The 24343-nt window shown below is 70.8% G+C and carries 27 protein-coding genes and 1 tRNA gene; 13 read left to right on the forward strand and 15 right to left on the reverse strand.

The annotated features are described in order from the left end of the window. Position 1 precedes the first annotated feature (1 nt). The 6 genes from EJF31_RS04590 (at position 2) to EJF31_RS04615 (ending at position 4213) form a co-directional block, all read left to right on the forward strand. A complete protein-coding gene (locus EJF31_RS04590; protein ID WP_125035873.1) occupies positions 2–301 on the forward strand; it encodes a GNAT family N-acetyltransferase in 300 nt (99 codons plus the stop codon). A gap of 460 nt (positions 302–761) precedes the next feature. Continuing rightward, complete coding sequence (locus EJF31_RS04595; RefSeq protein WP_260430623.1) at positions 762–1577, forward strand: ParA family protein; 816 nt, start codon at positions 762–764, stop codon at positions 1575–1577. Further along, complete coding sequence (locus tag EJF31_RS04600) at positions 1562–1924, forward strand: hypothetical protein (RefSeq protein ID WP_125035874.1); 363 nt, start codon at positions 1562–1564, stop codon at positions 1922–1924. The genes EJF31_RS04595 and EJF31_RS04600 overlap by 16 nt, the downstream gene beginning before the upstream one ends. After that, entirely contained in the window at positions 1921–2784 is an 864-nt protein-coding gene (locus tag EJF31_RS04605) for a ScpA family protein (protein ID WP_125035875.1), read from the forward strand. Before EJF31_RS04600 ends, EJF31_RS04605 begins: the two co-directional genes overlap by 4 nt. Next, positions 2781–3446: an SMC-Scp complex subunit ScpB gene (gene scpB, locus EJF31_RS04610; RefSeq protein ID WP_125035876.1), complete on the forward strand. Its 666-nt coding sequence runs from the start codon at positions 2781–2783 to the stop codon at positions 3444–3446. The genes EJF31_RS04605 and scpB overlap by 4 nt, the downstream gene beginning before the upstream one ends. Continuing rightward, positions 3443–4213, forward strand: a complete 771-nt coding sequence (locus EJF31_RS04615; RefSeq protein ID WP_125035877.1) for a pseudouridine synthase — start codon at positions 3443–3445, stop codon at positions 4211–4213. Before scpB ends, EJF31_RS04615 begins: the two co-directional genes overlap by 4 nt. A 23-nt stretch (positions 4214–4236) precedes the next feature. Here EJF31_RS04615 and EJF31_RS04620 read toward each other — a convergent pair whose 3' ends face one another. Further along, positions 4237–4794: a hypothetical protein gene (locus tag EJF31_RS04620; protein ID WP_125035878.1), complete on the reverse strand. Its 558-nt coding sequence runs from the start codon at positions 4792–4794 to the stop codon at positions 4237–4239. A gap of 131 nt (positions 4795–4925) precedes the next feature. On the opposite strand from EJF31_RS04620, the gene aroH reads away from it, so the two are divergent. Genes aroH through EJF31_RS04650 form a run of 6 tightly spaced genes read left to right on the forward strand, consistent with a single transcriptional unit; the run spans position 4926 to position 10276 of the window. Next, positions 4926–5330, forward strand: a complete 405-nt coding sequence (aroH, locus tag EJF31_RS04625) for a chorismate mutase (protein WP_125035879.1) — start codon at positions 4926–4928, stop codon at positions 5328–5330. Further along, a complete protein-coding gene (locus EJF31_RS04630) occupies positions 5323–6402 on the forward strand; it encodes a prephenate dehydrogenase (RefSeq protein WP_125035880.1) in 1080 nt (359 codons plus the stop codon). The genes aroH and EJF31_RS04630 overlap by 8 nt, the downstream gene beginning before the upstream one ends. 57 nt (positions 6403–6459) lie before the next feature. Further along, positions 6460–7152 (forward strand): (d)CMP kinase, encoded by a 693-nt coding sequence (gene cmk, locus EJF31_RS04635; RefSeq protein ID WP_125035881.1) that lies wholly within the window; start codon positions 6460–6462, stop codon positions 7150–7152. Further along, positions 7149–7922, forward strand: a complete 774-nt coding sequence (locus EJF31_RS04640) for a 1-acyl-sn-glycerol-3-phosphate acyltransferase (RefSeq protein ID WP_125035882.1) — start codon at positions 7149–7151, stop codon at positions 7920–7922. Before cmk ends, EJF31_RS04640 begins: the two co-directional genes overlap by 4 nt. Next, entirely contained in the window at positions 7919–9310 is a 1392-nt protein-coding gene (der, locus tag EJF31_RS04645; RefSeq protein ID WP_260430606.1) for a ribosome biogenesis GTPase Der, read from the forward strand. The genes EJF31_RS04640 and der overlap by 4 nt, the downstream gene beginning before the upstream one ends. Positions 9311–9313: 3 nt before the next feature. Continuing rightward, positions 9314–10276 carry a hypothetical protein gene (locus EJF31_RS04650; protein ID WP_125035883.1) on the forward strand — a complete coding sequence of 321 codons (963 nt, stop codon included), beginning with the start codon at positions 9314–9316 and terminating at the stop codon, positions 10274–10276. 9 nt (positions 10277–10285) lie between these two features. On the opposite strand, the gene EJF31_RS04655 is transcribed toward EJF31_RS04650, so the two are convergent. The 13 genes from EJF31_RS04655 to EJF31_RS04715 all read right to left on the reverse strand — a co-directional run bounded on the left by EJF31_RS04655 (position 10286) and on the right by EJF31_RS04715 (position 22673). Next, a complete protein-coding gene (locus tag EJF31_RS04655; protein WP_125035884.1) occupies positions 10286–10483 on the reverse strand; it encodes a Flp family type IVb pilin in 198 nt (65 codons plus the stop codon). 234 nt (positions 10484–10717) lie between these two features. Next, entirely contained in the window at positions 10718–10915 is a 198-nt protein-coding gene (locus EJF31_RS04660; RefSeq protein ID WP_221767455.1) for a Flp family type IVb pilin, read from the reverse strand. Positions 10916–11216: 301 nt separating this feature from the next. Further along, a complete protein-coding gene (locus tag EJF31_RS04665; protein WP_260430607.1) occupies positions 11217–11414 on the reverse strand; it encodes a Flp family type IVb pilin in 198 nt (65 codons plus the stop codon). Positions 11415–11686: 272 nt separating this feature from the next. Next, positions 11687–11884, reverse strand: coding sequence for a Flp family type IVb pilin (locus EJF31_RS04670; RefSeq protein ID WP_260430608.1), 198 nt, complete (start codon positions 11882–11884; stop codon positions 11687–11689). 275 nt (positions 11885–12159) lie between these two features. Next, the gene (locus EJF31_RS04675) at positions 12160–12804 is read right to left on the reverse strand and encodes a response regulator transcription factor (protein WP_125035885.1); all 645 of its coding nucleotides are present in this window, start codon (positions 12802–12804) and stop codon (positions 12160–12162) included. Beyond that, on the reverse strand, positions 12776–14389 hold the full coding sequence (locus EJF31_RS04680) for a sensor histidine kinase (RefSeq protein WP_125035886.1): 1614 nt from the start codon (positions 14387–14389) through the stop codon (positions 12776–12778). Before EJF31_RS04680 ends, EJF31_RS04675 begins: the two co-directional genes overlap by 29 nt. Then, a complete protein-coding gene (locus EJF31_RS04685; protein ID WP_125035887.1) occupies positions 14386–15318 on the reverse strand; it encodes a type II secretion system F family protein in 933 nt (310 codons plus the stop codon). The genes EJF31_RS04680 and EJF31_RS04685 overlap by 4 nt, the downstream gene beginning before the upstream one ends. Before the next feature lies 1 nt (position 15319). Next, on the reverse strand, positions 15320–17224 hold the full coding sequence (locus EJF31_RS04690; RefSeq protein ID WP_125035888.1) for a type II secretion system F family protein: 1905 nt from the start codon (positions 17222–17224) through the stop codon (positions 15320–15322). Further along, a complete protein-coding gene (locus EJF31_RS04695) occupies positions 17221–18621 on the reverse strand; it encodes a CpaF family protein (RefSeq protein ID WP_125035889.1) in 1401 nt (466 codons plus the stop codon). The genes EJF31_RS04690 and EJF31_RS04695 overlap by 4 nt, the downstream gene beginning before the upstream one ends. Before the next feature lies 1 nt (position 18622). Beyond that, positions 18623–19816: a P-loop NTPase gene (locus EJF31_RS04700; RefSeq protein WP_125035890.1), complete on the reverse strand. Its 1194-nt coding sequence runs from the start codon at positions 19814–19816 to the stop codon at positions 18623–18625. After that, positions 19813–20586, reverse strand: coding sequence for a Flp pilus assembly protein CpaB (cpaB, locus tag EJF31_RS04705; protein WP_125035891.1), 774 nt, complete (start codon positions 20584–20586; stop codon positions 19813–19815). The genes EJF31_RS04700 and cpaB overlap by 4 nt, the downstream gene beginning before the upstream one ends. A gap of 49 nt (positions 20587–20635) precedes the next feature. Next, positions 20636–22258, reverse strand: coding sequence for a TadE/TadG family type IV pilus assembly protein (locus EJF31_RS04710; RefSeq protein ID WP_125035892.1), 1623 nt, complete (start codon positions 22256–22258; stop codon positions 20636–20638). A 1-nt stretch (position 22259) separates the two neighbouring features. After that, positions 22260–22673 carry a TadE family protein gene (locus EJF31_RS04715; protein ID WP_125035893.1) on the reverse strand — a complete coding sequence of 138 codons (414 nt, stop codon included), beginning with the start codon at positions 22671–22673 and terminating at the stop codon, positions 22260–22262. Positions 22674–22914: 241 nt separating this feature from the next. Here EJF31_RS04715 and EJF31_RS04720 point away from each other — a divergent pair. After that, positions 22915–22988 (forward strand) — tRNA-Pro (locus EJF31_RS04720). 62 nt (positions 22989–23050) lie between these two features. Here EJF31_RS04720 and EJF31_RS04725 read toward each other — a convergent pair. After that, the gene (locus EJF31_RS04725) at positions 23051–24238 is read right to left on the reverse strand and encodes an IS481 family transposase (protein WP_125035894.1); all 1188 of its coding nucleotides are present in this window, start codon (positions 24236–24238) and stop codon (positions 23051–23053) included. Between the last annotated feature and the right edge of the window lie 105 nt (positions 24239–24343).

Below are 24343 nucleotides of genomic sequence, written 5' to 3' on the forward strand. Positions count from 1 at the left end.
CATGTCGCACAAGGCCGTGGCCGAGATCGCCCTCAACGAGTCCGAGAGTCGTTACGAGGCGTTCGTCGGGGGTGAGCTGGCGGGGTTCGCCGAGTACGAGATCGACGACGAGCGGATCGTCTTCACCCACACCGAGGTCGCCGACGCGTTCGAGGGGCAGGGCGTGGCCGGTCAGCTGGCGCGCGCAGCACTCGACGACGTACGCGCCTCGGGGAAGTACCGCGTCGTGCCGCGCTGTCCCTACATCAAGAAGTGGATCGACAAGCACCCCGACTACCAGGACCTCGTCCACCCGCACTGATCGGGACTTTCCACGCCCCGTCGACGGCGTGGCGCAACCGTGACACCCCGAAGTTGTGCACAGACTTGTCCACAGGCAGCGCTCGTCCTGTGCAGTTGAGCGTGGACGACTACACACGTCATCAACAGATTTCCCCTGCAGGCTGGGGGAATCGGGGTTCGTGTTGTTCGCGTCGGAGGTCGGGTCTAGTGTCGCCCGCGTGCTCGGCAGTTGTCGCCGAGTCGACAATTGCTCAGGCGAGGAGCAGCACATGGGCACAGGCGGTTCGTTCTCCGGATTCCCCGGCCACACCGGACTGCCCGGTGGCCCCGGCCTCGCTGCTGGAGCAGCCCACGAGATGCCTCCTCTCGTCCGCACGCCCGTCCCTTCCCCCACAGAAACGGCCACCGTGAGCGACCCCCTCCCGTTCGAGCGCCCCACGACCACCAAGGAGCAGGAGATCGGCCCCACCGGGCGCCCGATGCCCGACTTCCCCGAGCCCCCGCCGGTCGGCACCCGCGGACGCGCGCGCGTCGTCTCGATGTGCAACCAGAAGGGTGGCGTCGGCAAGACCACGACGACCATCAACCTGGGTGCGTCGCTGGCGGAGTACGGCCGCAAGGTGCTGCTCGTCGACTTCGACCCGCAGGGCTCGCTGTCGGTCGGCCTGGGGCTCAACCCGCACGAGATGGACCTGACGGTCTACAACCTGCTCATGCAGCGCGAGGTCACCCTCGACGACGTCGTCGTCCCCTCCGGCGTGCCGGGGATGGACCTGCTGCCCTCCAACATCGACCTCTCGGCGGCCGAGGTGCAGCTGGTCCACGAGGTCGCCCGTGAGCAGACCCTGCAGCGGGTGCTCGGCCCGGCCATGGAGCGCTACGACGTCATCCTCATCGACTGCCAGCCCTCGCTCGGCCTGCTGACCGTCAACGCGCTCACCGCCTCCGACGGCGTCATCGTGCCGCTGGAGTGCGAGTACTTCGCGCTGCGCGGCGTGGCCCTGCTCAAGACCACCATCGACAAGGTGCGCGAGCGGCTCAACCCCAAGCTCGAGATCGACGGCGTGCTCGGCACGATGTACGACGGCCGCACGCTGCACAGCCGCGAGGTCATGGAGCGCCTGGTGCAGGCGTGGGGCGACAAGGTGTTCCACACCGTCATCCGCCGCACCATCAAGTTCTCCGACTCGACCGTGGCCGGGGAGCCGATCACGTCGTACGCCACTGCCTCGGCCGGCGCGTCGTCGTACCGCCAGCTGGCGCGGGAGGTGCTGGCGGGTTGTCTCGACGGGTGAGCCTGCCGGCCGCCGACGACCTGTTCCGTCCCACCCAGGGGGCCAAGGTCCGGGCGGTCCCGGACGCGCCGGAGGAGTCCGGCACGGATGCGAATCCTGACGCCGCTGCCGACGCCGGGGCGGCCAAGAAGCCCAGCGGCCGGGTGCGGCACGACGAGAAGATGACGGTCTACGTCACCTCCGACGAGCTGCTGGAGATCGAGCACGCGCGGCTGCTGCTGCGCCGTACGCACGGGCTCGCCGTCGACCGCGGCCGGCTGGTCCGCGAGGCGGTGGCCCTGGTGCTCGCCGACTTCGAGGAGCGCGGCGACGACAGCTCCCTGGTGCGGCGGTTGACCGAGGAATGACCGCCGCCAGGGAGGCCGGGAGCGACGTCGAGCAGACGCCCGGGTTCGAGGTGCGGCTGGAGAACTTCGAGGGTCCCTTCGACCTGCTGCTCAGCCTGATCTCCAAGCACAAGCTCGACATCACCGAGGTGTCGCTGTCGCAGGTGACCGACGAGTTCATCGCCCACGTCAAGGCCGGCGGGCCGGTGTGGGACCTCGAGCAGACGACGTCGTTCCTGCTGGTCGCCTCGACGCTCCTCGACCTCAAGGCCGCGCGGCTGCTGCCCTCCGGCGACGTGGAGGACGAGGAGGACCTCGCACTGCTCGAGGCCCGCGACCTGCTCTTCGCCCGGCTCCTGCAGTACCGCGCGTTCAAGCTGGTCGCCGCGGTGTTCGAGGGCCGGCTGGCCGACGAGACCAAGCGGCACCCGCGGGCGGTGGGTCTCGAGGAGCGCTTCGCCACGCTCCTCCCGGAGGTGCTGATCGGCATCGGGCTGGAGCAGTTCGCGGCGCTCGCCTCGAAGGCGATGGAGCCCAAGCCCGTGCTGGAGGTCTCCCTCCAGCACATCCACGCCAACCAGGTCAGCGTCCGCGAGCAGGCCGCCATCGTGGTGGAGCGGCTCAAGCACAGCGGGACGCTGACCTTCCGCTCGCTGTGCGGCGACTCGCCGGACACGCTGACCACGGTGGCGCGGTTCCTGTCGCTGCTGGAGCTCTTCCGCGAAGGGGCGGTCGCCTTCGACCAGGTCACCCCGCTCGGCGAGCTGACGGTCCGCTGGACCGGCAGCGACGAGGAGGAGTTCGAGATCGACGAGTTCGAGGGCGCCCCGGCCGAGCCGGAGCCCACACCAGAGCCCGACGTTGAGGGAGCAGACGCATGACCGAGGTGTCCACCACCGACGAGGGCGAGATGCTCGCCGTGCCCGTCGCGGAGCTGCGGCCCTCCCTGGAGGCCGTCCTGATGGTCGCAGACCAGCCGCTGGACTCCGTCGGCCTGGCCACGGCCGTGGGCTACCCCGTCGGCGAGGTCGAGGCCGCCCTGGCGGCGCTGGCGGCGGAGTACACCGAGCAGGGCCGCGGCTTCGAGCTGCGCAACGTCGCGGGCGGCTGGCGGTACTACACGCGTGAGGAGTACGCCGCCGTCGTCGAGGGCTTCGTCCTCGAGGGGCAGCAGGCGCGCCTGACCCAGGCGGCGCTGGAGACCCTGGCGGTCGTCGCCTACAAGCAGCCCGTGTCCCGGGCACGGGTCTCCGCGATCCGCGGGGTCAACGTGGACGGCGTCATGCGCACGCTGCTCACCCGCGGGCTGGTCGAGGAGGCCGGGCAGGACCACGAGACCGGCGCCAACCTCTACCGCACGACGAGCTACTTCCTCGAGCGGATCGGTGTCACGTCGCTGGACGACCTGCCCGAGCTGGCGCCGTACCTCCCGGACATGGACGACTTCGAGGACGAGCTCGAGAGCGTGGCGTCCCACGGGACGACCGCCGAGGCGTCGCCGACTTCGGAAGCGACCTCGACCGGCGATACGGTCGGGGAGTGAACGACTCCGGCCTCCAGCTCGACGACGACGGACTGATCCGCCTGCAGAAGCTGCTGGCGCAGTCCGGCGTTGCCTCCCGCCGCAAGTGCGAGGAGCTCATGCTCGAGGGGCTCGTGGTCGTGGACGGCGAGGTCGTGACCCGGCTCGGCACCAAGGTCGACCCGGCCACCGCCGTGATCAGGGTCGACGGCAAGCGGCTCCCGCCGATCTCGCCGCACGTCTACCTCGTGCTGAACAAGCCGCGCGGTGTCGTCTCGACGATGTCGGACCCCGAGGGCCGCCGCAACCTGTCCGACCTTGTTGCGGACCGTCCCGAGCGGCTCTTCCACGTCGGTCGCCTCGACACCGACACGAGTGGGCTGATCCTGCTCACCAACGACGGCGACTTCGCCAACCGCATGGCGCACCCGTCGTACGAGGTGGACAAGACGTACGTCGCCGAGGTCGAGGGCGAGATGTACCGCGGGACGGTCAAGAAGCTGCTCGAGGGGGTCACCCTCGACGACGGCCCGGTGACCGTCTCCCAGGCCCGGATCGTCAGCGGTGCGCACGGCAAGAACGCCCCCGGCAGGACGATCATCGAGCTGGTCATCCACGAGGGCCGCAACCGGATCGTGCGCCGGATGCTCGACCACGTCGGCTTCCCCGTGCGCCGGCTGACCCGCACCGCCATCGGGCCCGTCTCGCTGGGGCGGCTGCGCGCGGGCGAGATGCGTGAGCTCACCCTTGCCGAGCTCGGCGAGCTGCTGGACAGCGCCCAGCTCTGAGGTTCGCGGGGCCGGCCGCCCGGTCAGGTCGCGGCGTCGTCGAAGCACCAGCCCTTGCCCAGGGAGGCCAGGGTCGTGGCGTCGTAGAAGGCCAGACAGGTGACGTCCCTGAGGGGACCGCGGTTGCAGGCGTCGCCCGGGCCGTAGCACTGCTGGGTCCAGGCCCGGTCGTGGTGCACGAGGAGGATCGCCGCAACGTGGTCCACGGCGGTCACTCGGGCCCCTCGCCGGTGGGCCGCAGGTGACGGACGGTGTCCCGGGCCGGAGTACGTCGCCGTGCAGACCCCCACGTCGGGCACGGCGTCCCCGCCCGGGGACTCCACGACCGCCCGGTAGCGGTGGGCGTAGAGGGCGTCACGCCGGGCGCGGCTCGCCGGTCGCACGTCGTCGAACGTGACCATCGACTGCCGGGCCTGGCGGGGCAGGTCGGCGACGAAGTCGACCGTGTGGTCGGGGTGGAGCAGCGACGTGCACTCGGTGGAGGCGGCCGCGTCGTGCGCACGCCACGCGAGCGTCCCGGCGACGGCACCCGTCGCGAGCACGAGCACCGCGACCAGCGCGACGAGGCGTCGTGGACCCATGCCCGCAGTGAACTCCCGACCTCGCCGTCGCGGACTCGTCGAGACCGGATCGTGACCGGTCGGTCCGGCCCGGGGCAGCCTCGTTAGGGTTGTCCGGTCAGTGCAGGTGGACGGTGCGACCAGGAGATGACGTGGCAGTGAGAGCGGTGCGCGGTGCGACCCAGCTCGAGTCGGACACCCGGGACCACATGCTGGAGCGTGTGGCGGAGATGGTGACCGACGTGATGACGTCCAACGGCCTCGAGGTCGACGACTTCATCTCGGTGATCTTCACCGCCACCTCCGACCTCGTCAGCGAGTTCCCGGCGTACGCCGCCCGCCGGCTGGGGTTCGGCGACGTGCCGCTGATCTGCGCACGGGAGCTTGAGATCGCGGGTTCGATGCCCCGGGTCGTGCGGATGATGGCGCACGTGGAGACCGACCTGCCGCGCGCCGACATCACCCACGTCTACCTGCATGGCGCCGCCGCCCTGCGCTCCGACCTGACCCGGGTCCGGGCCGTGCCGGACAGCGCGGACGAGCCTGCCGATGACTGAGGCGACCACCGGGGCCGTGCGCGGGCCGGTGCTCGTGGTCGGGACCGGCCTGCTCGGCACCTCGATCGGTCTGGCCCTGCACCGGCAGGGAGTCGAGGTCTGGCTGAGGGACGTCGTCGCCGAGAACGTCCGCACCGCCTCCCAGCTGGGCGCCGGCGTCCCCGCGCCCGCGGAGGGCGCTCCCGCCCTGGTCGTCGTCTGCGTGCCACCCGACCTGCTCGGCGCCGAGATCGGTGCCGCCCTGGCGGCCCACCCCGACGCGGTCGTGACCGACGTCGGCAGCGTGAAGAGCGCGCCACTCGCCGCGGTCGGCCGCCACCCGGGTCGCCACCGCTACGTCGGCTCACACCCAATGGCCGGCTCCGAGCGCTCCGGTCCGCTGGCCGCCTCGTCGTCGCTCTTCGACGGTCGTCCCTGGGCCGTCACCCCGCACCCGGACGCTGACCCCGGGGCGATCGCGGCGGTGATCGCGCTCGCCGAGGCCTGCGGTGCCACCGCGGTGCCGATGGCCCCCGAGGAGCACGACCTCGCGGTGGCCCGGATCTCGCACGTGCCGCACCTGTTGGCTGTCCTGGTGGCGGGGCGGCTCGCCGACGCGCCGGCAGAGCACCTCGCGCTCTCCGGACAGGGGGTCCGCGACGTGACCCGCGTGGCCGGGGGCGACCCGGTGCTCTGGGAGCAGATCATCGAGGGCAACGCCCCGGCCGTGCTCGGCCTGCTCTCCGAGGTGCGCGGGCAGCTGGAGCTCCTGATCGAGGCCGTCACGGCGGGGGAGCGGGACCGGCTCGGGGCCCTCCTCGCCCGCGGCCAGGCCGGCACCCAGGCGATCCCCGGCAAGCACGGCGGGCCCACCCGACCCCAGCGCTCGGTCTTCGTCTCGGTCCCGGACCACCCGGGCGAGCTGGCCCGGCTCTTCGCCGACGCCGGGGCGAGCGACGTCAACATCGAGGACATCCACATCGACCACGACCCGGGCCGCCCGGTGGGTCTCGTGGAGCTGCTGGTCGAGGAGGCCCGCGCCGACCACCTGCTGGCCTCGCTGGAATCTCGCGGATGGGTGACCCACCGGTAGGCTGCGGGCTGCACATTTCCTGTCGCCGGACAGGTGTCTCCCGAAAGCAGGTTCCGCGTGTCCAGCAGTGCCCCCGCCCCGCTCGTGCCGCTCGTGGTGGCGATCGACGGACCGTCCGGCTCGGGCAAGAGCAGCACGTCGCGCGGCGTCGCGGCCCGGCTCGGACTGCGCTACCTGGACACCGGGGCGATGTACCGCGGCATGACCTGGTGGATGCTGGAGAACGGCGTCGACGTGAGCGACCCCTCCGCTGTCGCCGCCCGCGCGCGTGAGGCCCGGATCCAGTCGGGCACCGACCCGCTGGCGCCGACCATCACCGTGGACGGGGTCGACGTGGCCGAGGCGATCCGGGGCGAGGCCGTCACGGGCGCGGTGTCCCCGGTCAGCGCCGTCCCCGAGGTGCGAGCCGTCCTGCTGGAGCTGCAGCGCTCGATCATCGCCGCCGACGGCGGGATCGTCGTCGAGGGTCGTGACATCGGCTCCGTGGTGGCCCCCGACGCCCCCGTGAAGGTCTACCTCACCGCCGACCCCGAGGCCCGCGCCCTGCGTCGCGCTGCCGAGGAGGGCGGCTCCGACGTGGCCGCGACCCAGCAGTCGCTGCTCGCCCGCGACAAGATCGACTCCGGCCGCACCGTCGCCCCGCTGACGATGGCCGAGGGCGCCGTGCACCTCGACACGACGCCCTACTCCCTCGACGAGGTCATCGGGCTGGTCGTCGACCTCGTGGAGGCGGTGGAGGCATCCGCGTGACGCCCACCCTCCTCGCGCAGGACCACCGCGCGCTTCCCCGCACCGACACGACGCGGCCCCCGGTCCGGACGTTCCTCCACTCGCCGCTGCGTCCGCTGGCCCGGTGGGTCATCCGGCGCCGCTTCGGGGTGCGCCTGCACGGCACCGAGAGGGTCCCGGCGAGCGGACCCGTCATCTTCGCCTCCAACCACGTGGGCGCGGTCGACGGTCCGCTGCTGGCGATCTTCGCCCCCCGGCCCGTGCACGCCCTGACCAAGGTCGAGATGTTCCGCGGCAGGCTCGGCCGGTTCCTGCACGCGTCCGGCCAGATCCCGCTGGACCGCTTCCACACCGACCCGGCGGCGGTGAAGACCTGCCTGCGCGTGCTCCGCGACGGCCGGGCCGTCGGCATCTACCCCGAGGGGCGACGCGGCGGGGGCGAGCTCGAGCGGTTCCACCGCGGTGCGGCGTACTTCGCCCTCGTGTCCGGGGCGCCGGTCGTGCCGGTCGTCATGCTCGGCAGCCGCGAGCCGGGTGGCGGCACCAACTCGCTGCCGGCACGCGGCGGTGTCGTCGACATGGTCTTCGGGGCCCCGATCACCCTCGACGCGCAGCCCTGGCCCCGCACCCGGGAACAAGTCGAGCGTGCCTCGGTGTTGCTCCGTGAGCACCTCGTGGCCCACCTGGACCACGCCCGCGCGTCGACCGGCCGTTCGCTGCCTGGTCCGCTGCCCATCCACGACGTCGAACCCGACCCCGCCACCGGGGTCACCGAGCAAGGAGCATCATGAGCGAGGGGACCACCCCCACCGAGTCCACCGATACCGGGCCGGCGGTCGGCGAGGCCGGCGGCGAGGCGCTCGGCCCGGTCCCGGTGCTGGCCGTCGTCGGTCGTCCCAACGTCGGCAAGTCGACGCTGGTCAACCGGATCATCGGCCGCCGAGAGGCTGTCGTCGAGGACGTCCCGGGCGTCACCCGCGACCGCGTCTCGTACGACGCCAACTGGAACGGCCGCGCCTTCACCGTCGTCGACACCGGCGGCTGGGACCCGGACGCCCGGGGCCTGGCGCTGAGCATCGCCGCCCAGGCCGAGGTCGCCGTGACCCTGGCCGACGCGGTGCTGTTCGTCGTCGACGCCACGGTCGGCATCACCGACTCCGACGAGGCGGTCGTGCGGATCCTGCGCGCCTCCGGGAAGCCCGTCGTGCTCGCCGCCAACAAGGTCGACGACCAGCGGACCGAGGCCGAGGCCTACGGCCTCTGGAACCTCGGCCTGGGCGAGCCCTACCCGGTCTCGGCCCTGCATGGTCGCGGGTCGGGTGACATGCTCGACGCCGTCCTCGCCGCGCTGCCCGAGCCGCCCCCGGAGCGTGAGCACGAGGTCGGCGGCCCGCGACGGATCGCCATCGTGGGCAAGCCCAACGTCGGCAAGTCCTCGCTGCTCAACAAGCTGGCCAAGGAGGACCGCGTCGTCGTCGACAACGCTGCGGGCACGACGGTGGACCCCGTCGACGAGCTGATCGAGCTCGGCGGCCGCACCTGGCGCTTCATCGACACCGCCGGCATCCGCAAGCGGGTCAAGGAGGCCTCGGGCCACGAGTACTACGCCTCGCTGCGCACCACGACCGCGATCGACCGCGCCGAGGTGGCCGTGCTGGTCATCGACGGCGGGCAGTCCATCTCCGAGCAGGACATCCGGATCATCCAGACCATCCGCGAGGCGGGCCGCGCGCTCGTCATCGCGTTCAACAAGTGGGACCTCGTCGACGACGAGCGCCGCTACTACCTCGAGCGCGAGATCGAGCGCGAGCTCGTGCAGGTCCAGTGGGCGCCACGGATCAACATCACCGCCAGCACCGGGTGGCACGTCGACCGCCTCGTCCCGGCGCTCGACAAGGCCCTGGAGGGCTGGGAGACCCGGATCGGCACGGGTGCGCTGAACGCGTTCCTCGGCCGGCTCGTGGCCGAGCACCCCCACCCCGTGCGCGGCGGCAAGCAGCCCCGGGTGCTCTTCGCCACCCAGGCCGGCACGGCCCCGCCAGTGTTCATCCTGTTCACGAGCGGCAAGCTCGACGCGTCCTACGAGCGCTACATCGAGCGTCGCCTGCGCGAGGAGTTCGGCTTCGTGGGCACCCCCATCGTCCTGCAGCAGCGGCCGCGGGAGAAGCGGAAGAGGTAGGCCATGCACCGGCTCGCAGTCCTTGCCCTGGCCGTCGTCACGCTGACGGCCGGCCTGACAGCGGGCGCAGCGCCTGTGAGCCAGGCCAAGCCGGTCGGCGGCACGGCGTGCCGGGTCTTCCCGGCCGACAACTACTGGCACGCCGACATCCGCGGCCTGCCCGTGCACGCACGGAGCAGGCAGTGGCTCTCGCACATGTCGACCGGCGTCGACCTGCACCCCGACTTCGGTCCGTCGTACGGCGTCGGGCCCGACTACGGGATCCCGGTGACCGTCGTGGCGCACACGCACCCCAAGGTGCCGGTGCGCTTCATCTACGCGTCGGAGAGCGACCGGGTCCGCTACCCGCTCGGCTCCGACACCCGCATCGAGGGCGGCCGCAACAGCGGGGGAGACATGCACGCGATCGTCGTGGACCGCGGCGCCTGCAAGCTCTACGAGACCTGGGCGACCCGGGTCCGGGACGGTCACTGGAAGGCCGGCTCGGGGGCGGTGTGGTCACTCGGCTCCGACCGCCTGCGCCCGGACGGCTGGACGTCGGCCGACGCGGCCGGCCTGCCGATCCTGCCGGGCCTGTTGCGCTGGAACGAGGTGAAGGCCCGACGCGTGGACCACGCGATCCGCTTCACCACCGACGTGACCAGCAGGCACCACCTGTGGCCGGCCCGGCACGACGCCGGCTCGAAGGACAGCCTTCGCTACCCGCCGATGGGCGCCCGGTTCCGGCTCAAGGCGTCGTTCTCGCCGGAGAACTTCTCCGCGGGTGCCCGAGCGGTCGTCCGGGCCATGAAGAAGTACGGCCTGGTCCTGGCCGACAACGGGTCTCCCTGGTACTTCCAGGGAGAGCAGAACCGGCACTGGCCGGACCGTCTCGTGGCCGACCTGAAGCGGATCCCCGCCTCGGCCTTCGTGGCGGTGGACACCTCGTCGCTGAAGGTCTCCGACGAGAGTGCCGCGACGCCCTGACCCCTCGGGTCAGGGCCAGAGCACGACCACGGAGTTGTAGGCGTCGCTCACCTTGAGGCCCATGGTCGTGACGGTCACGATGATGACGGCCGCGATGAGGGCCAGGAAGAGGCCGTACTCGACGGCGCTGGCGCCGCGGTCCCTGTCGGTGGACGACGGGTCATCGACCACCGCCGTCAGTGCCCAGCGCACGAGCTTCTCGATCATCGGAGTCCCCTTCGGATGTGCCGGCCTGTGAGTGGCATCCCCCTGGACCCTGCCGGCACCTTCCATGGTCGGGGCGCGGGGGACCCGGGGAGTCCCGTCCTCGTCTCACCCGGCATGGCCCGTTGTGACCATCCCCGGCAGGGGTTCTTCGTCGTCTCCACCTGGACGAAAAACAGGGCCGGCGCCGCACGGTGTGCGGCGCCGGCCCTTCCCCCCCGGTCTGGGTGCCTCAGGTCACGGCATCACGGCGTTGATGGCGCCGAAGGCGGCGTTGATCTTGGTGCCGAGCAGGGCCACGGCGACGATGATGACGGCGGCGATGAGGGCGACGAGCAGGCCGTACTCGACGGCGGTGGCGCCCTGGTCGTCGCGGCGCGGCGCCTTGAGGTCGTGGATGAGCATCAGGGTCATGAGCTGCAGCTTCTCGATCATCGGATTCCCCTTGTGAGTCTGTGCTGGCGGTCTTGTCGTTCTCCCGAGCCCCCCTTGTGGAACCCGTTCGCACTTCCATGGTGCGATCCGCCAGGGGCCCGGCAGTCCCGTCCTCGTCTCGCCCGCCGTAGTCCGATCGGACCACCGTCCGGGTCCCGCCCGGGGCCAAGACGGTGCCGATCGTCGGGGTTCGGACGGGCCCCGTCCGATGCCGTCGCATAGGCCCGTCCTGGGCACAGCACAAGGCCGGCGCCGCACGGTGTGCGGCGCCGGCCCTTCCCCCCGGTCTGGGTGCGTCAGGTCACGGCAGGGCAGTGTTGATCTTGCCGAACGCGACGTTGATCTTGGTGCCGAGCAGGGCCACGGCCACGATGATGACGGCGGCGATGAGGGCGACGAGCAGGCCGTACTCGACGGCGGTGGCGCCCTTGTCGTCGCGACGCGGCGTCTTGAGGTCGTTGATGAACATCAGCGTCATCAGCTGGAGCTTCTCGATCATTGGATTCCCCTTCGGAATGGTTGTTCTGGTGTTGCTTCCGAGCCCCCCCATCGGAACCCGTTCACAACTCAATGTTGCGATCTGCCAGGAGCCCGGCAGTCCCGTCCTCGTCTCGCCCGCCGTAGTCCGTTCGAACCACCTCCGGGACCCCACTCGGGACCACTTCGACACCGGTCGTCCCGGACCGGCGGCGCGGTCTCCTGGGCACAGCACAAGGCCGGCGCCGCACGGTGTGCGGCGCCGGCCCTTCCCCCCGGTCTGGGTGCGTCAGGTCACGGCAGGGCGGCGTTGATCTTGCCGAACGCGACGTTGATCTTGGTGCCGAGCAGGGCCACCGCGACGATGATGACGGCGGCGATGAGGGCGACGAGCAGGCCGTACTCCACGGCGGTGGCGCCCTTGTCGTCGCGGCGCGGCGTCTTGAGGTCGTTGATGAACATCAGCGTCATGAGCTGGAGCTTCTCGATCATTGGATTCCCCTTCGGAATGGTTGTTCTGGTGTTGCTTCCGAGCCCCCCAGTGGAACCCGTTCACAACTCAATGTTGCGATCCGCCCGGGGCCCGGCAGTCCCGTCCTCGTCTCGCGGGAGGTAGTCACTTCGGGCCAATCAGGAGGCGCCATCGGGGCCTCGTCGGCGCCCGAAGGAGGACCGGATCCACGGCGCCCTCGACCACGGCCCCGGACGCACACGAGCCGCGCACCCCGAGGGGTGCGCGGCTCGTTCCGGGGGCCGTCGACCGCTGCTCAGCCGGCGGTGGAGAGCTGCTCGAAGAGCAGTCCCAGCCGCATCGCGGCCACGAGGGCCTGGGCGCGGTTGGTCACGCCCAGCTTGTGGTAGATCCGGCCGATGTGGGTCTTGACGGTGGACTCGCCGAGGTAGAGACGCGCGCCGATCTCCGCCGATCCCAGGCCCTCGGCGAGGAGCGAGAGGACCTGCTGCTCGCGAGGCGTGAGCCGTCCCGCGGCGACGGTGGCCCGCCGCATCACGGCACCGGCCAGGCCCGAGCACAGGAAGCTGCGCGGGGCCTTGGCGGCGTGTGCCACCGCCGAGACGACCTCGGCCCCGCGCGACTCCTTCCCGAGGAAGGCGGACGCCCCCGCTTCGAGGGCGGCCAGGATCTGCGCGTCGCCGGTGTGCATCGTCAGCATCACCAGTCCCGTGTCGGCGCTCTCCTCGCGGATGGCGCGGATCAGGTCGAGGCCGGTGCCGTCCGGGAGCTGGAGGTCGGTGACGACCACGTCGGGCCGCAGCGTGCGCCAGGCCGCCAGGGCGGAGGCGACGTCGGCCGCCTGCCCGACCACGGTCATCCTGGCGTCGCGCTCGCACGCGTGCGCGAGGCCTTGCCGGATCAGGTCGTGGTCATCGACCAGCAAGATGGTGATCGCCATGGGAGTGCCTTCCGTCGGTTCTCGGGGTGGTGGTGCTGTCCGGGCCCGAGCCCGTCGGTGCTTCGTGATGGGTGGCCAGGGTCACGACGGTCCCGCCGTGGTGCCCGGGGGCGACCTCGAGGTCGGCGTCGATGCGCCGGGCGCGCTCGCGCATGGTGTGCAGGCCGTAGTGGCCGGGACGGGCCGTCGCGCCGCCCACGCCGTCGTCCTCGACGACGAGGGTGACGTCGGTGCCGTGGACCGTGAGCCGCACCCACACGTTGACGGCACGCGCGTGCTTGTGGACGTTGGCGATGGCCTCCTGCGCGATCCGGAGCAGCTCTTCCTCGGTGCGGCGGGTCAGGCGCGACCCCCGCTCGTCGAGGGTGAGGTGGATCCGCAGGTCGCTGTGGGTGCCGAGCTGACCCACGTAGTCGGAAACGGCGCCGGAGAGACTGCCGGCGTCGGCGACCTCCTGCCGCAGGTCGAACACGGAGAAGCGCAGGGCGTTGACGAGTCGCGTGACCTCGACCCGCAGGTCCTCCGCACCCTGCCGTGTGGCGGGGTCGTGGCTCAGGGCCGCCAGGTCGTCGGCCAGGAAGCCGAGCGCGACGATCTGCTGGGCGACGCCGTCGTGGATGTCGCGCGCCAGCCGGTTGCGCTCCTCGTTGGTCGCGAGCGAGCGGACGCCGTCGAGCAGCACGGCGGTGTCGAGCAGGATCGCGCGCTCGTCCACCTGCTCCTGGATGGAGGCGAGGACCGCGTTGGCCAGGGGGCGGTGGCAGCGCATCAGGAGGGCGCCGAACACGTGCTCGCCGACCCGGAGAGGCAGGGCCACGATGTCGCCACGCTGCTCGGCGCGCATCGCCGACATGCACCGGCGTGCCAGCTCGTCGTCCACGGCCCCGAGATCGCCGTACGACGTCAGGGTCTCCAGGGTCATCAGGCCGGAGCGGACGAGCACGGCCGACGCATCGGCACCCACCAGGGGCCGGACGGCGCACTCGAGGGCTCGCGCGTGGAGGATGACGTCGAGGTCCTGCGGGAGGTCGGTGGCCGCCGAGTGCAGGGTGCCGACGAGCCGGTTGGTGGCGGCGTAGGGCGCACGCACCGCTTCCAGGCGGCGGACGGACTGCGTCTGGTGCGACGCAAGCATGCCGGCGCCCAGGCCCAGGACGAGCCAGGGCAGGACCGATCCCAGGGACGGTCCGGTCTCGACGTGCGACCAGGTGAGCGCCTGGATCGCCAGGAGCGCCACCCCCGTCGACAGCGAGGTGTTGACCGTGGCGATGGCGCCGTGCCGGACGCCGGCGACGACGGTCGGGACGGCGAGGTAGACCAGGAGGGGCTCGACGGGTCCGTTGGCGAGGCCGAAGAGACCGACCACGGCGAAGCCCTCGAGGACCGTCACCCACGGCAGCCGCCGACCCAACGGCGTCAGCTCCAGTGAGGCGCAGACCGCCGCCACGCAGCCCAGCTGCAGGACCACCAGGCCGACACGGCCCAGCGTTCCGGCGCTGACGAGCTGGCCGACCGCGGTGGCCAGGGCGAAGACCCGGACCGCCGTGGTGACCCGCCACGGGCTGGCGTCGGCGACGGTTCTCACTTCATCGCCTCCAGGACGCGCAGGACGGCGGGTCCCATGATCACGGTGAACAGCGAGGGCAGGATGAACAGGACCAGCGGGACCATGATCTTGACCGGCACCTGCTGGGCCTTCTCCTCCGCGCGTTGGCGGCGCTTGACCCGCATCTCCTTGCTCTGGACCCGCAGGACCTTCGCGACCGGGATGCCGAGGCTGTCGGCCTGGACCATGGCCATGCAGAAGGTCTTCAGCTCCGCAATGGTGCTGCGCTCGGCCATGGCGCGCATCGCGTCCGAGCGTCCGACGCCGATCTGCATCTCCTGGAGCAGGCGGGAGAACTCCTGGGCGAGCGGCCCCTTGGTGTTGCGTGCCACCTGCATCAACGCAGCGTCGAAGCCGAGTCCGGCCTCCACGGAGATGGTGAGCAGGTCCAGGGCGTCCGGCAGTGCGCGTCGCATCAGCGCCTCGCGCTTCTGGCCGGCGTTGTAGAGCAGGACGTTGGGCAGGACGTAGCCGCAGCCCGCCGCGCCCGCCGTGACGACGAGCAGCTTGAGCGGCGCGGCCCCCGAGGTGACGCTGTAGAACAGGCCGAACCCACCCAGGCCCGCCATGGCGGCGACCTTGAGGCCGATGATCCGCGACACGTCCCAGCCCACGGGGTTGCCGGCGATGTCCAGGCGCCGCTGGATCCGCTCGGCGGTGCCGGCGCGGACGAGCTTGCGCCCGATCCCGACCAGCTTCTCGCCGAGCGGGGCGACCACGCGGGTGGAGAAGGGCTGCTCGAGCTCGGTCTTGAGCGTCGAGGGAGCGGAGTCGAGTGCCTGGATGGCGGCCAGCGAGCGGCCGACCCCGCGTCGCTCGGCGGAGAGGACCCCGACCATCGACAGGGCCATGGTGAGGGCGGCGAGGACGAGCCCGGCCCCGGCGAAGAGCATGACGTTGGCGGACATCTCAGACCTCGACCTTCGCGAGCTTGGCCATGAACCAGGACCCCATGGCGAGCAGCAGCGTCGCGCCGCCGAGCATCGCCCACCCGAGGGCCTGGGTGTAGAGCGGACGGATGAACTCGCGGTTCGCCATCAGCATGTAGAGGAACATCACGACGGGCAGCGCCCCGAGGATCCAGGCCGAGAGCCGACCCTCGGCGCTCAGTGTCCGGACCTGCCGCTTGAGGTACTCCCGCTCGCGGAGGGTGTCGGCGACCGTGCCCAGGACCTCGGACAGGTTGCCGCCGACGTCGTGCTGGATGCGGATGGCCATCACGACCCAGGCGAAGTCCTCGCTGCACATCCGGTCGGCGACACCGTCCAGGGCGTCCTCGATCGGGATGCCGAGGCGTTGCTCGACCAGGGCCCGTCGGAGCTCGGACGCCATCGGCTCGTGTCCCTCGCGGACCACGGTGTCGACGGCCTGGGGCATGGACATGCCTGCGGACAGGCTGCCCGCGATGAGCGTGAGCGTCTCGGGCAGCTGGGCGCCGAAGGCGCTCATCCGACGGGAGTGCTTCAGCTTCAGCACACCCGCCGGCAGCAGTGCGCCGACGAGGAGGAGCACGACCATCGCCACCGGTCCGCCGAGCACGAAGCCCACGAAACCGGAGACGATCGCGATGCCGGCGTGCATCAGCACCCACTCCGAGGCGGTCAGCGCGATCCCCGCGCCCGCCAGCTTCTGCGCGAGCCGGGTCTCGAAGTCACCCTTGACGACGGTGCCGGCGAAGTTGACCGCGGACTCCCTGAGGCCGGCTGCGCTGGAGCTCGACCGGGTGGTCTCCCCGAAGTACTCCGAGAGCCGCTTCTGGGTCCGCGTCGGGCCGTGCTGGCCCATCAGCAGCAGCGCCAGCAGCATGGTCAGGCCCAGCGCCAGGACCCCTCCGCCCACGAGCAGGGCCGTGGAGCCGACCAGCGGTTTGCCCGGATCGACCGCGGTGGGGCCGTTGTCCCGGACATGGCCGAGCGAGAGGAACGCGGAGTCGTCGTACGTCGTGCCGCCGACCGCGAGGGACACGTCGAGCGTGGTCCCGGCGGGTGCGTGGACCGGCTCGGGGAAGGTGACGAGCACCTGGTGGGCGAGTGCGGCCGCCTCGGCCTCGAAGACCCGCGCCAGCGAGGCGGGGCTGGAGGCTTCCACGACCTCGCCACCACTCGCGGAGGAGATCTGGGCGAGCAGGGCCCGGTCGGCGGGAGCCTGGTCGAGGGCGACGACGTCCACGGCGACGCCCTTGCCCTTGGCGGTGGCGAGGGCCGTCTGCAGGGTCGCCCCGCCGCCCTCGTCCTTGCCGTCGGTGAGCAGCAGGACGTTGCGGGCACCCTCGGTGCCGGAGAGGCTCACGGCCTTGACGACGGCGTCGTAGATGCGGGTGCCGCGGGTGAGCGCGATGTCGTTGATCGCGGCGGCCAGGCTGGCTCGGTCGGTGGTGGGTGCCGTGACGTTCTGGACCCCCCGGGAGAAGGTCAGCAGGCCGATGCGGACGTCGGCCGGAGCCGCGTCGAGGAAGGCCGTCGCCGCGGCCTTGGCCTGGGCGATGCCCGGTCCCTTCATGCTGTGGCTGGCGTCCAGGGCGAGCACCGTGGTGCGGGTGAGCTGGCCCTCCTCGACGGTCTGCCCGACCGCCTCGACGTCCGTGCCGTCCAGGGAGACGTGGATGCTGCTGAGGTCGGGGGTGGCCGCACCGGCCTGGACCCCGACCAGCACCGACACGGTGCCGTCGTCGGCGACCTCCACGTGGTCGATCGTGATCCCGGAGCCGGCATCCGCGCCGTGGGCGGGGGAGGCCGGGACCAGGCCCAGGGCGGCGCCCAGTGCCAGGGTCCCGAGCGCTGCCGAGACCCGAGAGAGCGCGGGGCGAGTCATCATCGGACCACTCCGGCGTTGGCGAAGACCTCCGGGTTGACCTGGACGTTGTGCTCGGCGAGCCGGTCGAGGAAGCGCGGGCGGAGACCCGTGCTGCGCAGGTGGCCCCGAGCGTTGCCGTGCTCGTCGTACCCGGCGCTGTAGTCGAACAGGAAGACGTCCTGGAGGGTGACGATGTCGCCTTCCATGCCGACGACCTCGGTGATCGCGGTGAGGCGCCGCGTGCCGTCCTTGAGCCGGTTCTGCTGGATGATCAGGTCGATGGCGCTGCTCGACTGCTCGCGGATCGCCCGGACCGGCAGGTCCATGCCGGCCATCATCACCATCGTCTCCACGCGGGAGAGCGCGTCGCGCGGGCTGTTGGCGTGCACGGTGGACAGCGAGCCGTCGTGGCCGGTGTTCATCGCCTGCAGCATGTCGAGGGCCGCGCCGTCGCGGATCTCGCCGACGATGATGCGGTCGGGGCGCATACGGAGGGCGTTGCGCACCAGGTCCCGGATCGTGACCGCGCCCTTGCCCTCGATGTTCGAGGGGCGGGCCTCGAGGCGCAGCACGTGGTCCTGGTGGAGTCGCAGCTCGGCGGCGTCCTCGATCGTCACGATCCGCTCGTCCGCGGGGATGAAGGACGAGAGCACGTTCAGCGTCGTCGTCTTGCCGGCACCGGTGCCGCCCGACACCAGGATGTTGAGGCGGCCCAGCACGCACGCCGCGAGCAGGTCGGCGGCCGGCCGGGTCAGGGTGTCGAAGGAGATGAGGTCGTCGACCGTGTAGGGGTCGGCGGCGAACTTGCGGATCGTGAGCATCGAGCCGTCCAGCGCCAGGGGCGGGATGATCGCGTTCACGCGGCTGCCGTCGGGGAGCCGGGCGTCGACCATGGGGCTGGTCTCGTCGACGCGCCGTCCGATCCGCGCGACGATCTTGTCGATGGTGCGGCGCAGGTGCGCCTCGTCGGCGAAGGCGGCGTCGACGCGGGTGATCCGGCCGCCGCTCTCGACGTAGATCTCGTCCGAGCGGTTGACCATGACCTCGGTGAGGTCCGGGTCGCGGAGGTAGGGCTCGAGGGGCCCGTAGCCGAGGATGTCGTCGGCGATCTCCTGGGTGATCCGCGTGCGGTCGGTGCCGGACATCGGCTGGTTGGTTGCCGCGATCGCGCTGTGCAGGGCCGTGCGGACCTGCTGCTCCAGCTCGGTCGGCGTCATGTCGACGTCGTAGAGCTTCGGCCCCAGCGCGCTGACGAGCTGTGTGTGCACGAGCCGCTTCAGCTCGACGTAGGGGTCCCGGGTGCGGGACTCGCGACGATGGGTCCCGGAGGGGGACTGGCCGGAGGCGTCGTTGCCGGTGGTGGTCAACGCGTTCTCCCGGTCTCGCTGGGCGGCCAGGAGCCGGTCGGAGAGTGTCATGTCAGGCCACCTTCTCGGAGCGGGAGCCACGTCGCAGCATGGCGCGGTGGGTGCGCCGAGGCGGTTCGGCCACCTCGGGGTTCGCGGAGACGTCGCGGGCGAGCCCGGTTGCGAAGGAGGACAGGACCTTGCTGACCTCGTGAGTGCTCTTGGCGAGCACGATCGGCTCCCCGCGGTTGACGGCGGCGAGCACGTCCCGGTTGGACGGCACACTCGCGGTGACCTTCACGCCGAGCGTGTCCTCGAACTCCTGGATCGAGAGCCCGACCTTGGCATCGGCCCGGTTGAGGAGCAGGCGCCAGCGGTCGCGCGGGAAGTTGAGCAGGTCCAGCGTGCCGACGGCCAGCTTGAGGCTCTTGAGCGCGGGGATGTCCAGGGTGCCGACCAGGACCAGCAGCTCGCTGTGGTCGAAGGCGTGCAGCCCGTAGTCGTCGAAGGAGCCCGAGGTGTCCACGACGACGACGTCGAACAGGCCCTTGAGGATCGCCAGGACGGCACCCACGGACTCGGCCGGCACGGAGCTGCCCAGCTGCACGGGGGCGGCCAGGACGAACAGCCGCTCCGAGTGCTGGGTGAGGAGTGACTCGACCCCCGCGGCGTCGAGCGCGCCGTTCATCCGCGCCAGGTCCGCCAGCGTGTGCTGGGGCGTGAGCTGGAGCATGATCGCGACGTCCCCGCCGTGCACGTCGAGGTCGACGACGCAGACGCGGAGGCCCTGGTCGGCCAAGGCGGCCCCGACGTTGGTCGCGACGAGGCTCTTGCCGACGCCGCCCTTGGTCGAGAAGACGGTGACCAGCGAGCCCTTGGCGCTCGGCTCGACGTGCTGCCGGCGGCCCTCGTCCATGGCGAGGGCGAGCTCCTGGGCGCGTCGTACGGCGTCCTGGAGGCCGACACCGTCCCGGGTCTCGACGACCTGGCTCATGCCGCTGCGGAGTGCGTCGGCCAGGACGGTGCTGTCGACGGTCGGCCGGACCAGGATGACTCCCAGCGAGGGGCGGAGCACCCGGTTGTGCTCGGCGAAGGCGGCCGAGTCCGCGTCGGAGACCGAGGGTCCCAGGACCACCACGTGCTCGCCGCGGTGGCGGCGCAGGTGGTCCTCGACCTGGTCGATGGTGGCCAGCACCGAGACTCCGTCGCTGATGGCCGTGCGCAGCAGGTCGACCAAGGTCGGGTCCTGCTCGACGAGGACGGTCATCGCACGCCGCCGAAGACCTCGGGCATGATGTCGCGGGCGGTGACGCCGGGACCGTCGACGACCTTCGACTTGGCCGTGCGGAGCGCGAACGACAGGTCGCCGTTGCGGGCCGCGTAGATGACCTTCTCGGCCTGGGCCTGGGTCACGGCGATGGTCAGGATCGTGCGCGGGATCTGCTCGGTGGTCTTGCTGCCCTTGGACGTCGTGGTCGTGGGGGAGACGGAGGTGTCCCCGACGCCGATCACCTCCACCTGGGCCAGCAGCAGACGCGTCACGGGCGAGAGCTTCTGGGTGGTGCCGTCCGCCTTGTAGAGCTCGGGGTCGGCCGAGGCGAAGATGGCGACCGAGGAGCCCGGGTAGACGAAGCCGGCGACGCGGGCGGGATCGGTGAGCTCGACGCTGACGGCCAGCTTGTCGTCCGGGATGGTCAGGGTGTCGACCGCCTGGGCGGACCCGAACTGCTGGCCGATGATCTGCTGGCCCGGGTAGATCGTCCCGACCGCGACCTCGTCGGCGATGGAGGTCGTGGAGCTCAACGCCCCCTCGACGACGTCGTCGCGGACCACGCGGGTCTTCTCGAACTTGCCCGCGGCCTCGGCGTCGGAGACGCTCTCGCCGGCCTTGACGACGTCGGTGGCGGTGAGGACCTCGACGAGTGCCTGGCCCTCAGTGGCGCGGGCGTCGATGCCCTGGACGTAGAGGACCACCATCGTGGTCCCGAGCGCCGCGATCACGAATGCGACGCAGAAGAGGATGGTTCGTCGTGCCATGGTGGTTGTCCTTGTCGGGTGAAGTGGTGTCGGTCGGGTGGTCGCGTCGTCACTGGACGAGGACGAGAGCCTTGGGGCCGGAGCCGGTGTAGTCGGACTCGCCGCCGACGGTCGGAGCGAACTCCGGCAGCGCCTTGGAGCTGAAGAGGATGACCTTGAGCTCCCGGATGCCCGAAGAGTCCGTCTCGAGGCCGTCGAGCGGCGAGATGACCCCCGGGCCGGCGTGGGTGGCGCCGAGGGACTGGTCCGAGATGAATCCGGGGCGGAAGTCGATGATGGGCCAGGACTTCTTGCCGTTGGACGGGTCCGTGTCGAGGACCGGGATCCAGAAGAAGCGGGGCGACTTGAAGATGTCCGCCGAGAGAGCGCCCGTTCCGACCGAGTTGCCCGCGACCAGGTCGTTGATCGATGCCCCGTTGGTGATGAAGCAGGTCAGCAGGTCGTCGTTGATGTTGTAGCCCTTCACCTGGGCCGTCGTCCGGGCGCTGTTGCCGCTGCGGCTGCAGTTGCTCGTGGAGTTGGCGTCCAGGCGTCCGGGGAGGCTTGGTCCGACACCGGTGATCAGGCCCGCGTTGGTCTCGGCGATCTTCAGCCCCGGCTCGGTGGCGACGCAGTTGGTGCCGTTGACGGGGGTGCTCTTGGACTCGACGCTGCCGGGCTGGCCGCTGCACTCGCCGTTGGGGAGGGGGTGGATGGCCAGGGTCGGCTGGATTCCCTTGATCATGTTCCACTCCAGGACCTTGCTGTTGGTGTCGGTCCGGGGGACGTCCAGGGTGCCGAAGTTGCCCTCGTTCTTGGCGTCGCAGTAGAGCTTGGGCGGTCCGACCGTGAACGGCTGCGCCGTCGCCGGGTCGGACCAGTCGGTGCCGATGAGGGCCCGGACGTACCAGATGTCGTCGATGGCCAGGACGCCGCTGGGCACGCTCACCGTGAACGAGACCGCCAGGTTGTTGTTGACGGTCGGCGCGGCGACGGTGTAATGGCCGCCCGACCCACTCGTGAAGCCGATCGACGTGACGTTCTTGAAGTTCGTGCCCGTGATCGTGATCGTGGCCGACGTCGTGCCCGACGCCACCGAGGTCGGGCTGATCGTGAAGACGGCATTGTTGTGCTTCTTGGAGTCCGGCACCAGGGTCGGCGTCGCCGGGGTCTGGCTGTCGTTGCGAATGCTCTGCTGGCCCGAGTCGCAGCCCTTGACCGCGAAGAACGGCAGGGTCGCGGGCTGGGAGGCCGCCTTGATCTGGGCGGCCGCGGTCGAGGTGACGTCGATGCCGTTGGGTGCGCCCGGGATGGTCCTGGCCAGGGTGTAGTCGATGTGGCTCCTCGGAGCCCACAGCGTGACCTTCCAGTTGTTGCAGGAGATGTAGCCGTCGAGGTCACCGGGCGAGCCGCCGAGGTTGAGGGCGTACTGCCCGGGCACCATGTTCTCGGGCTTGCTCAGGTAGTCGGTGGCGGCCTGGACGACCTCGGGGTTGCAGGTGTTCCCGCCGGTCGTGAGCTGCGCCGCCGCGGCCAGCACGGCCAGGTCCACGTCGGTCTGGAGCAGCGACTTCTTGGCATAGGCCTCGCCGACGTCGACGACCATGGCGCCGACACCGAGCAGGACCGTGGCCAGGATGGCGACGAGGACGGCGACAGCACCGCGCTCGTTCCGGTTGCGTCGAGCGGTCATGTCAGCAACCCCCGGCCGGCACGTTCTCGACCCGCGAGGTCGAGCTCTTGTCGATGTTGCCGGTGTAGCCCGGGAAGAAGCCCAGGTTGAGGGTCGAGAACTGCACCCGGACGGTGATCGTGTCGCCCACCTTGACCGGTGAGCCCTTGGTCACGGTCACCGTCGGTGCGGCGTTCTTGGGTGTGCCGTTGAGGTCGCTGGTCCCGGTGCTGGTGATCTTCGCGGTGTCGCAGGGAGTGACCGCGGCGATGCGCGAGGCCTCTCGTGCGGCGTGACCCGCGGACTGCCAGGCCCAGAACCAGAAGCCGAACTGGATGATGCCGAACAGCAAGGTCACGAGGAGCAGGGCGACCAGCCCGAACTCCACTGCTGCGGCTCCTCGGTCGGCGCGGCGCCGGCGCTGCATGGTCCCCATCGGATCCCCCTCGATCTTTCAGCCCCAGCGAAAGGTAGGGACAGCGAGGGGGCGCCCATCGACGGGTTGGGAACGCGATCCCCAATCTGGGTGACGGGTTGGTGCGTCCGGCCCGACGGCGTACAGACCAGTCGGCGGCAGCCCGTGGTCCGGCACGCCGAGCCCGATTCCGTGTCTCTGTTCGGCCTGCGTTAAGGTTCAGTCGCATTCGTGGTCGAGCGAGTCGACACCACGGAGCCTTCGGGCTGTGGCGCAGCTTGGTAGCGCACTTGACTGGGGGTCAAGGGGTCGCAGGTTCAAATCCTGTCAGCCCGACCGATGTGATGTCTCAGGACATCGAGGACACCCGAACCCACGGAAGTGGGTTCGGGTGTTCGTCATTTCGGGGTTCGTGGCTGGTAGTCCCTGTTGGGGTCGATGGTCAGTTCGCGGAGGAGTTCGCCGGTGATGGCGTGGACGACCCTGACGTCCAGGTCCTGGACGAGCAGGATGACGTGGGTTCCCTTGTGGGTTCGTCCGACTCCGATGTGGCGCATTTGGCCGGCGACGCGCAGGGTGACGGTGCCTGACTTGTCGACGCGGTCGTGGCGGATCCGGTCGTGGGTGTCGGGGGCGCGGCTGGGGCCTGGCAGGGCCTTGGGCGTCGAGTCGTAGAGCGTTGCCGGGGTGGCCCGGTGCGGTAGCGATCGGTGCGGGCGGCGATGGTTGTATTCGGCGACGAATCGGTCGAGTAGCGCCTGCAGTTCGGCGATGGTCGAGGGCTGCACGGGCTGGGCGCGTAGCCATTTCTTCATGGTCTGCTGGAAGCGTTCGACCTTGCCGCAGGTGGTGGGGTGGCTGGGGCGAGAGTTCTTCTGGACCACGTGCCAGTCACGTAGTTGCTGCTCGAAGCTGTTTCGGCCTCCTTGGCGGCCGATGCCGGCGAGGCGGACGGTGTAGACCATTCCGTTGTCGGTGAGCGTTGACGCGGGGATGCCGTGCTGACCTGCGGCTTTTCGGAAGCTGGCCTTGACGATCGGGGTCGTGATCGCCCGATGCGCGGACACGTGCAGGGCGTAGCGGGTGCAGTCGTCGAGCCAGGTGATGATCTCGACGCCCGTGGGGAAGGCGTGGGTGTCGGTCAGCGGGTAGTGGGTGAAGTCGGACTGCCAGGTCTGGTTCGGCATCGCTGCTTCGAACCGGATGTAGGACGACTTCGGCTTCTTCTTCGGCTCCGGGGTGACCGCGCCATGGCGGGTCAGGATCCGGTGGACGGTGGCTCGGGACACGGTGACGCGGTGGTGCTGGAGGAGGTGCCACACGAGCGTGTCGGCGCCGGCGTCGTGACCCTCATCGAGGAGCTCCTTGCGCAGTCGCAGGATCAGCTCGATGGTCTCGGCTGGGGTTGCGTTGGGCGAGGTCTTGGGGCGCCGTGATCGGGGTTCGAAGGCGGCCTCGCCCTCGTCCTGGTAGCGGGTCAGGAGTTCGTAGATCCAGGAGCGGGCCATGCCGTAGGTGGCGGCCACTTCGGCGACTGGTCGCTTCTCGACGGTGACGGCGGTGATGACCAGGCGGGCCTTCGACATGACGGGAGGATCTCGACAGGTGTCATGACACCTGCCCGGTCGCGGGGGTGTCGTGTCCGGGATGTCGTGAGACATGTGTCCGGTATGTCCTGAGCCAGCACACTG

Origin of the sequence: Nocardioides sp. LS1, from assembly GCF_003865225.1 — a bacterium.
Taxonomy (GTDB): Bacteria; Actinomycetota; Actinomycetes; order Propionibacteriales; family Nocardioidaceae; genus Nocardioides; species Nocardioides ginsengisegetis.

Bases quoted from the DNA above. Each gene is read 5' to 3' on its own strand.
- EJF31_RS04590 (WP_125035873.1), top strand. From the start codon at position 2: ATGTCGCACAAGGCCGTGGCCGAGATCGCCCTCAACGAGTCCGAGAGT.
- EJF31_RS04595 (WP_260430623.1), top strand. From the start codon at position 762: ATGCCCGACTTCCCCGAGCCCCCGCCGGTCGGCACCCGCGGACGCGCG.
- EJF31_RS04605 (WP_125035875.1), top strand. From the start codon at position 1,921: ATGACCGCCGCCAGGGAGGCCGGGAGCGACGTCGAGCAGACGCCCGGG.
- scpB (WP_125035876.1), top strand. From the start codon at position 2,781: ATGACCGAGGTGTCCACCACCGACGAGGGCGAGATGCTCGCCGTGCCC.
- EJF31_RS04620 (WP_125035878.1), bottom strand. From the start codon at position 4,794: ATGGGTCCACGACGCCTCGTCGCGCTGGTCGCGGTGCTCGTGCTCGCG.
- EJF31_RS04630 (WP_125035880.1), top strand. From the start codon at position 5,323: ATGACTGAGGCGACCACCGGGGCCGTGCGCGGGCCGGTGCTCGTGGTC.
- der (WP_260430606.1), top strand. From the start codon at position 7,919: ATGAGCGAGGGGACCACCCCCACCGAGTCCACCGATACCGGGCCGGCG.
- EJF31_RS04650 (WP_125035883.1), top strand. From the start codon at position 9,314: ATGCACCGGCTCGCAGTCCTTGCCCTGGCCGTCGTCACGCTGACGGCC.
- EJF31_RS04655 (WP_125035884.1), bottom strand. From the start codon at position 10,483: ATGATCGAGAAGCTCGTGCGCTGGGCACTGACGGCGGTGGTCGATGAC.
- EJF31_RS04660 (WP_221767455.1), bottom strand. From the start codon at position 10,915: ATGATCGAGAAGCTGCAGCTCATGACCCTGATGCTCATCCACGACCTC.
- EJF31_RS04665 (WP_260430607.1), bottom strand. From the start codon at position 11,414: ATGATCGAGAAGCTCCAGCTGATGACGCTGATGTTCATCAACGACCTC.
- EJF31_RS04670 (WP_260430608.1), bottom strand. From the start codon at position 11,884: ATGATCGAGAAGCTCCAGCTCATGACGCTGATGTTCATCAACGACCTC.
- EJF31_RS04675 (WP_125035885.1), bottom strand. From the start codon at position 12,804: ATGGCGATCACCATCTTGCTGGTCGATGACCACGACCTGATCCGGCAA.
- EJF31_RS04685 (WP_125035887.1), bottom strand. From the start codon at position 15,318: ATGTCCGCCAACGTCATGCTCTTCGCCGGGGCCGGGCTCGTCCTCGCC.
- EJF31_RS04690 (WP_125035888.1), bottom strand. From the start codon at position 17,224: ATGATGACTCGCCCCGCGCTCTCTCGGGTCTCGGCAGCGCTCGGGACC.
- EJF31_RS04695 (WP_125035889.1), bottom strand. From the start codon at position 18,621: ATGACACTCTCCGACCGGCTCCTGGCCGCCCAGCGAGACCGGGAGAAC.
- EJF31_RS04700 (WP_125035890.1), bottom strand. From the start codon at position 19,816: ATGACCGTCCTCGTCGAGCAGGACCCGACCTTGGTCGACCTGCTGCGC.
- cpaB (WP_125035891.1), bottom strand. From the start codon at position 20,586: ATGGCACGACGAACCATCCTCTTCTGCGTCGCATTCGTGATCGCGGCG.
- EJF31_RS04710 (WP_125035892.1), bottom strand. From the start codon at position 22,258: ATGACCGCTCGACGCAACCGGAACGAGCGCGGTGCTGTCGCCGTCCTC.
- EJF31_RS04715 (WP_125035893.1), bottom strand. From the start codon at position 22,673: ATGGGGACCATGCAGCGCCGGCGCCGCGCCGACCGAGGAGCCGCAGCA.
- EJF31_RS04725 (WP_125035894.1), bottom strand. From the start codon at position 24,238: ATGTCGAAGGCCCGCCTGGTCATCACCGCCGTCACCGTCGAGAAGCGA.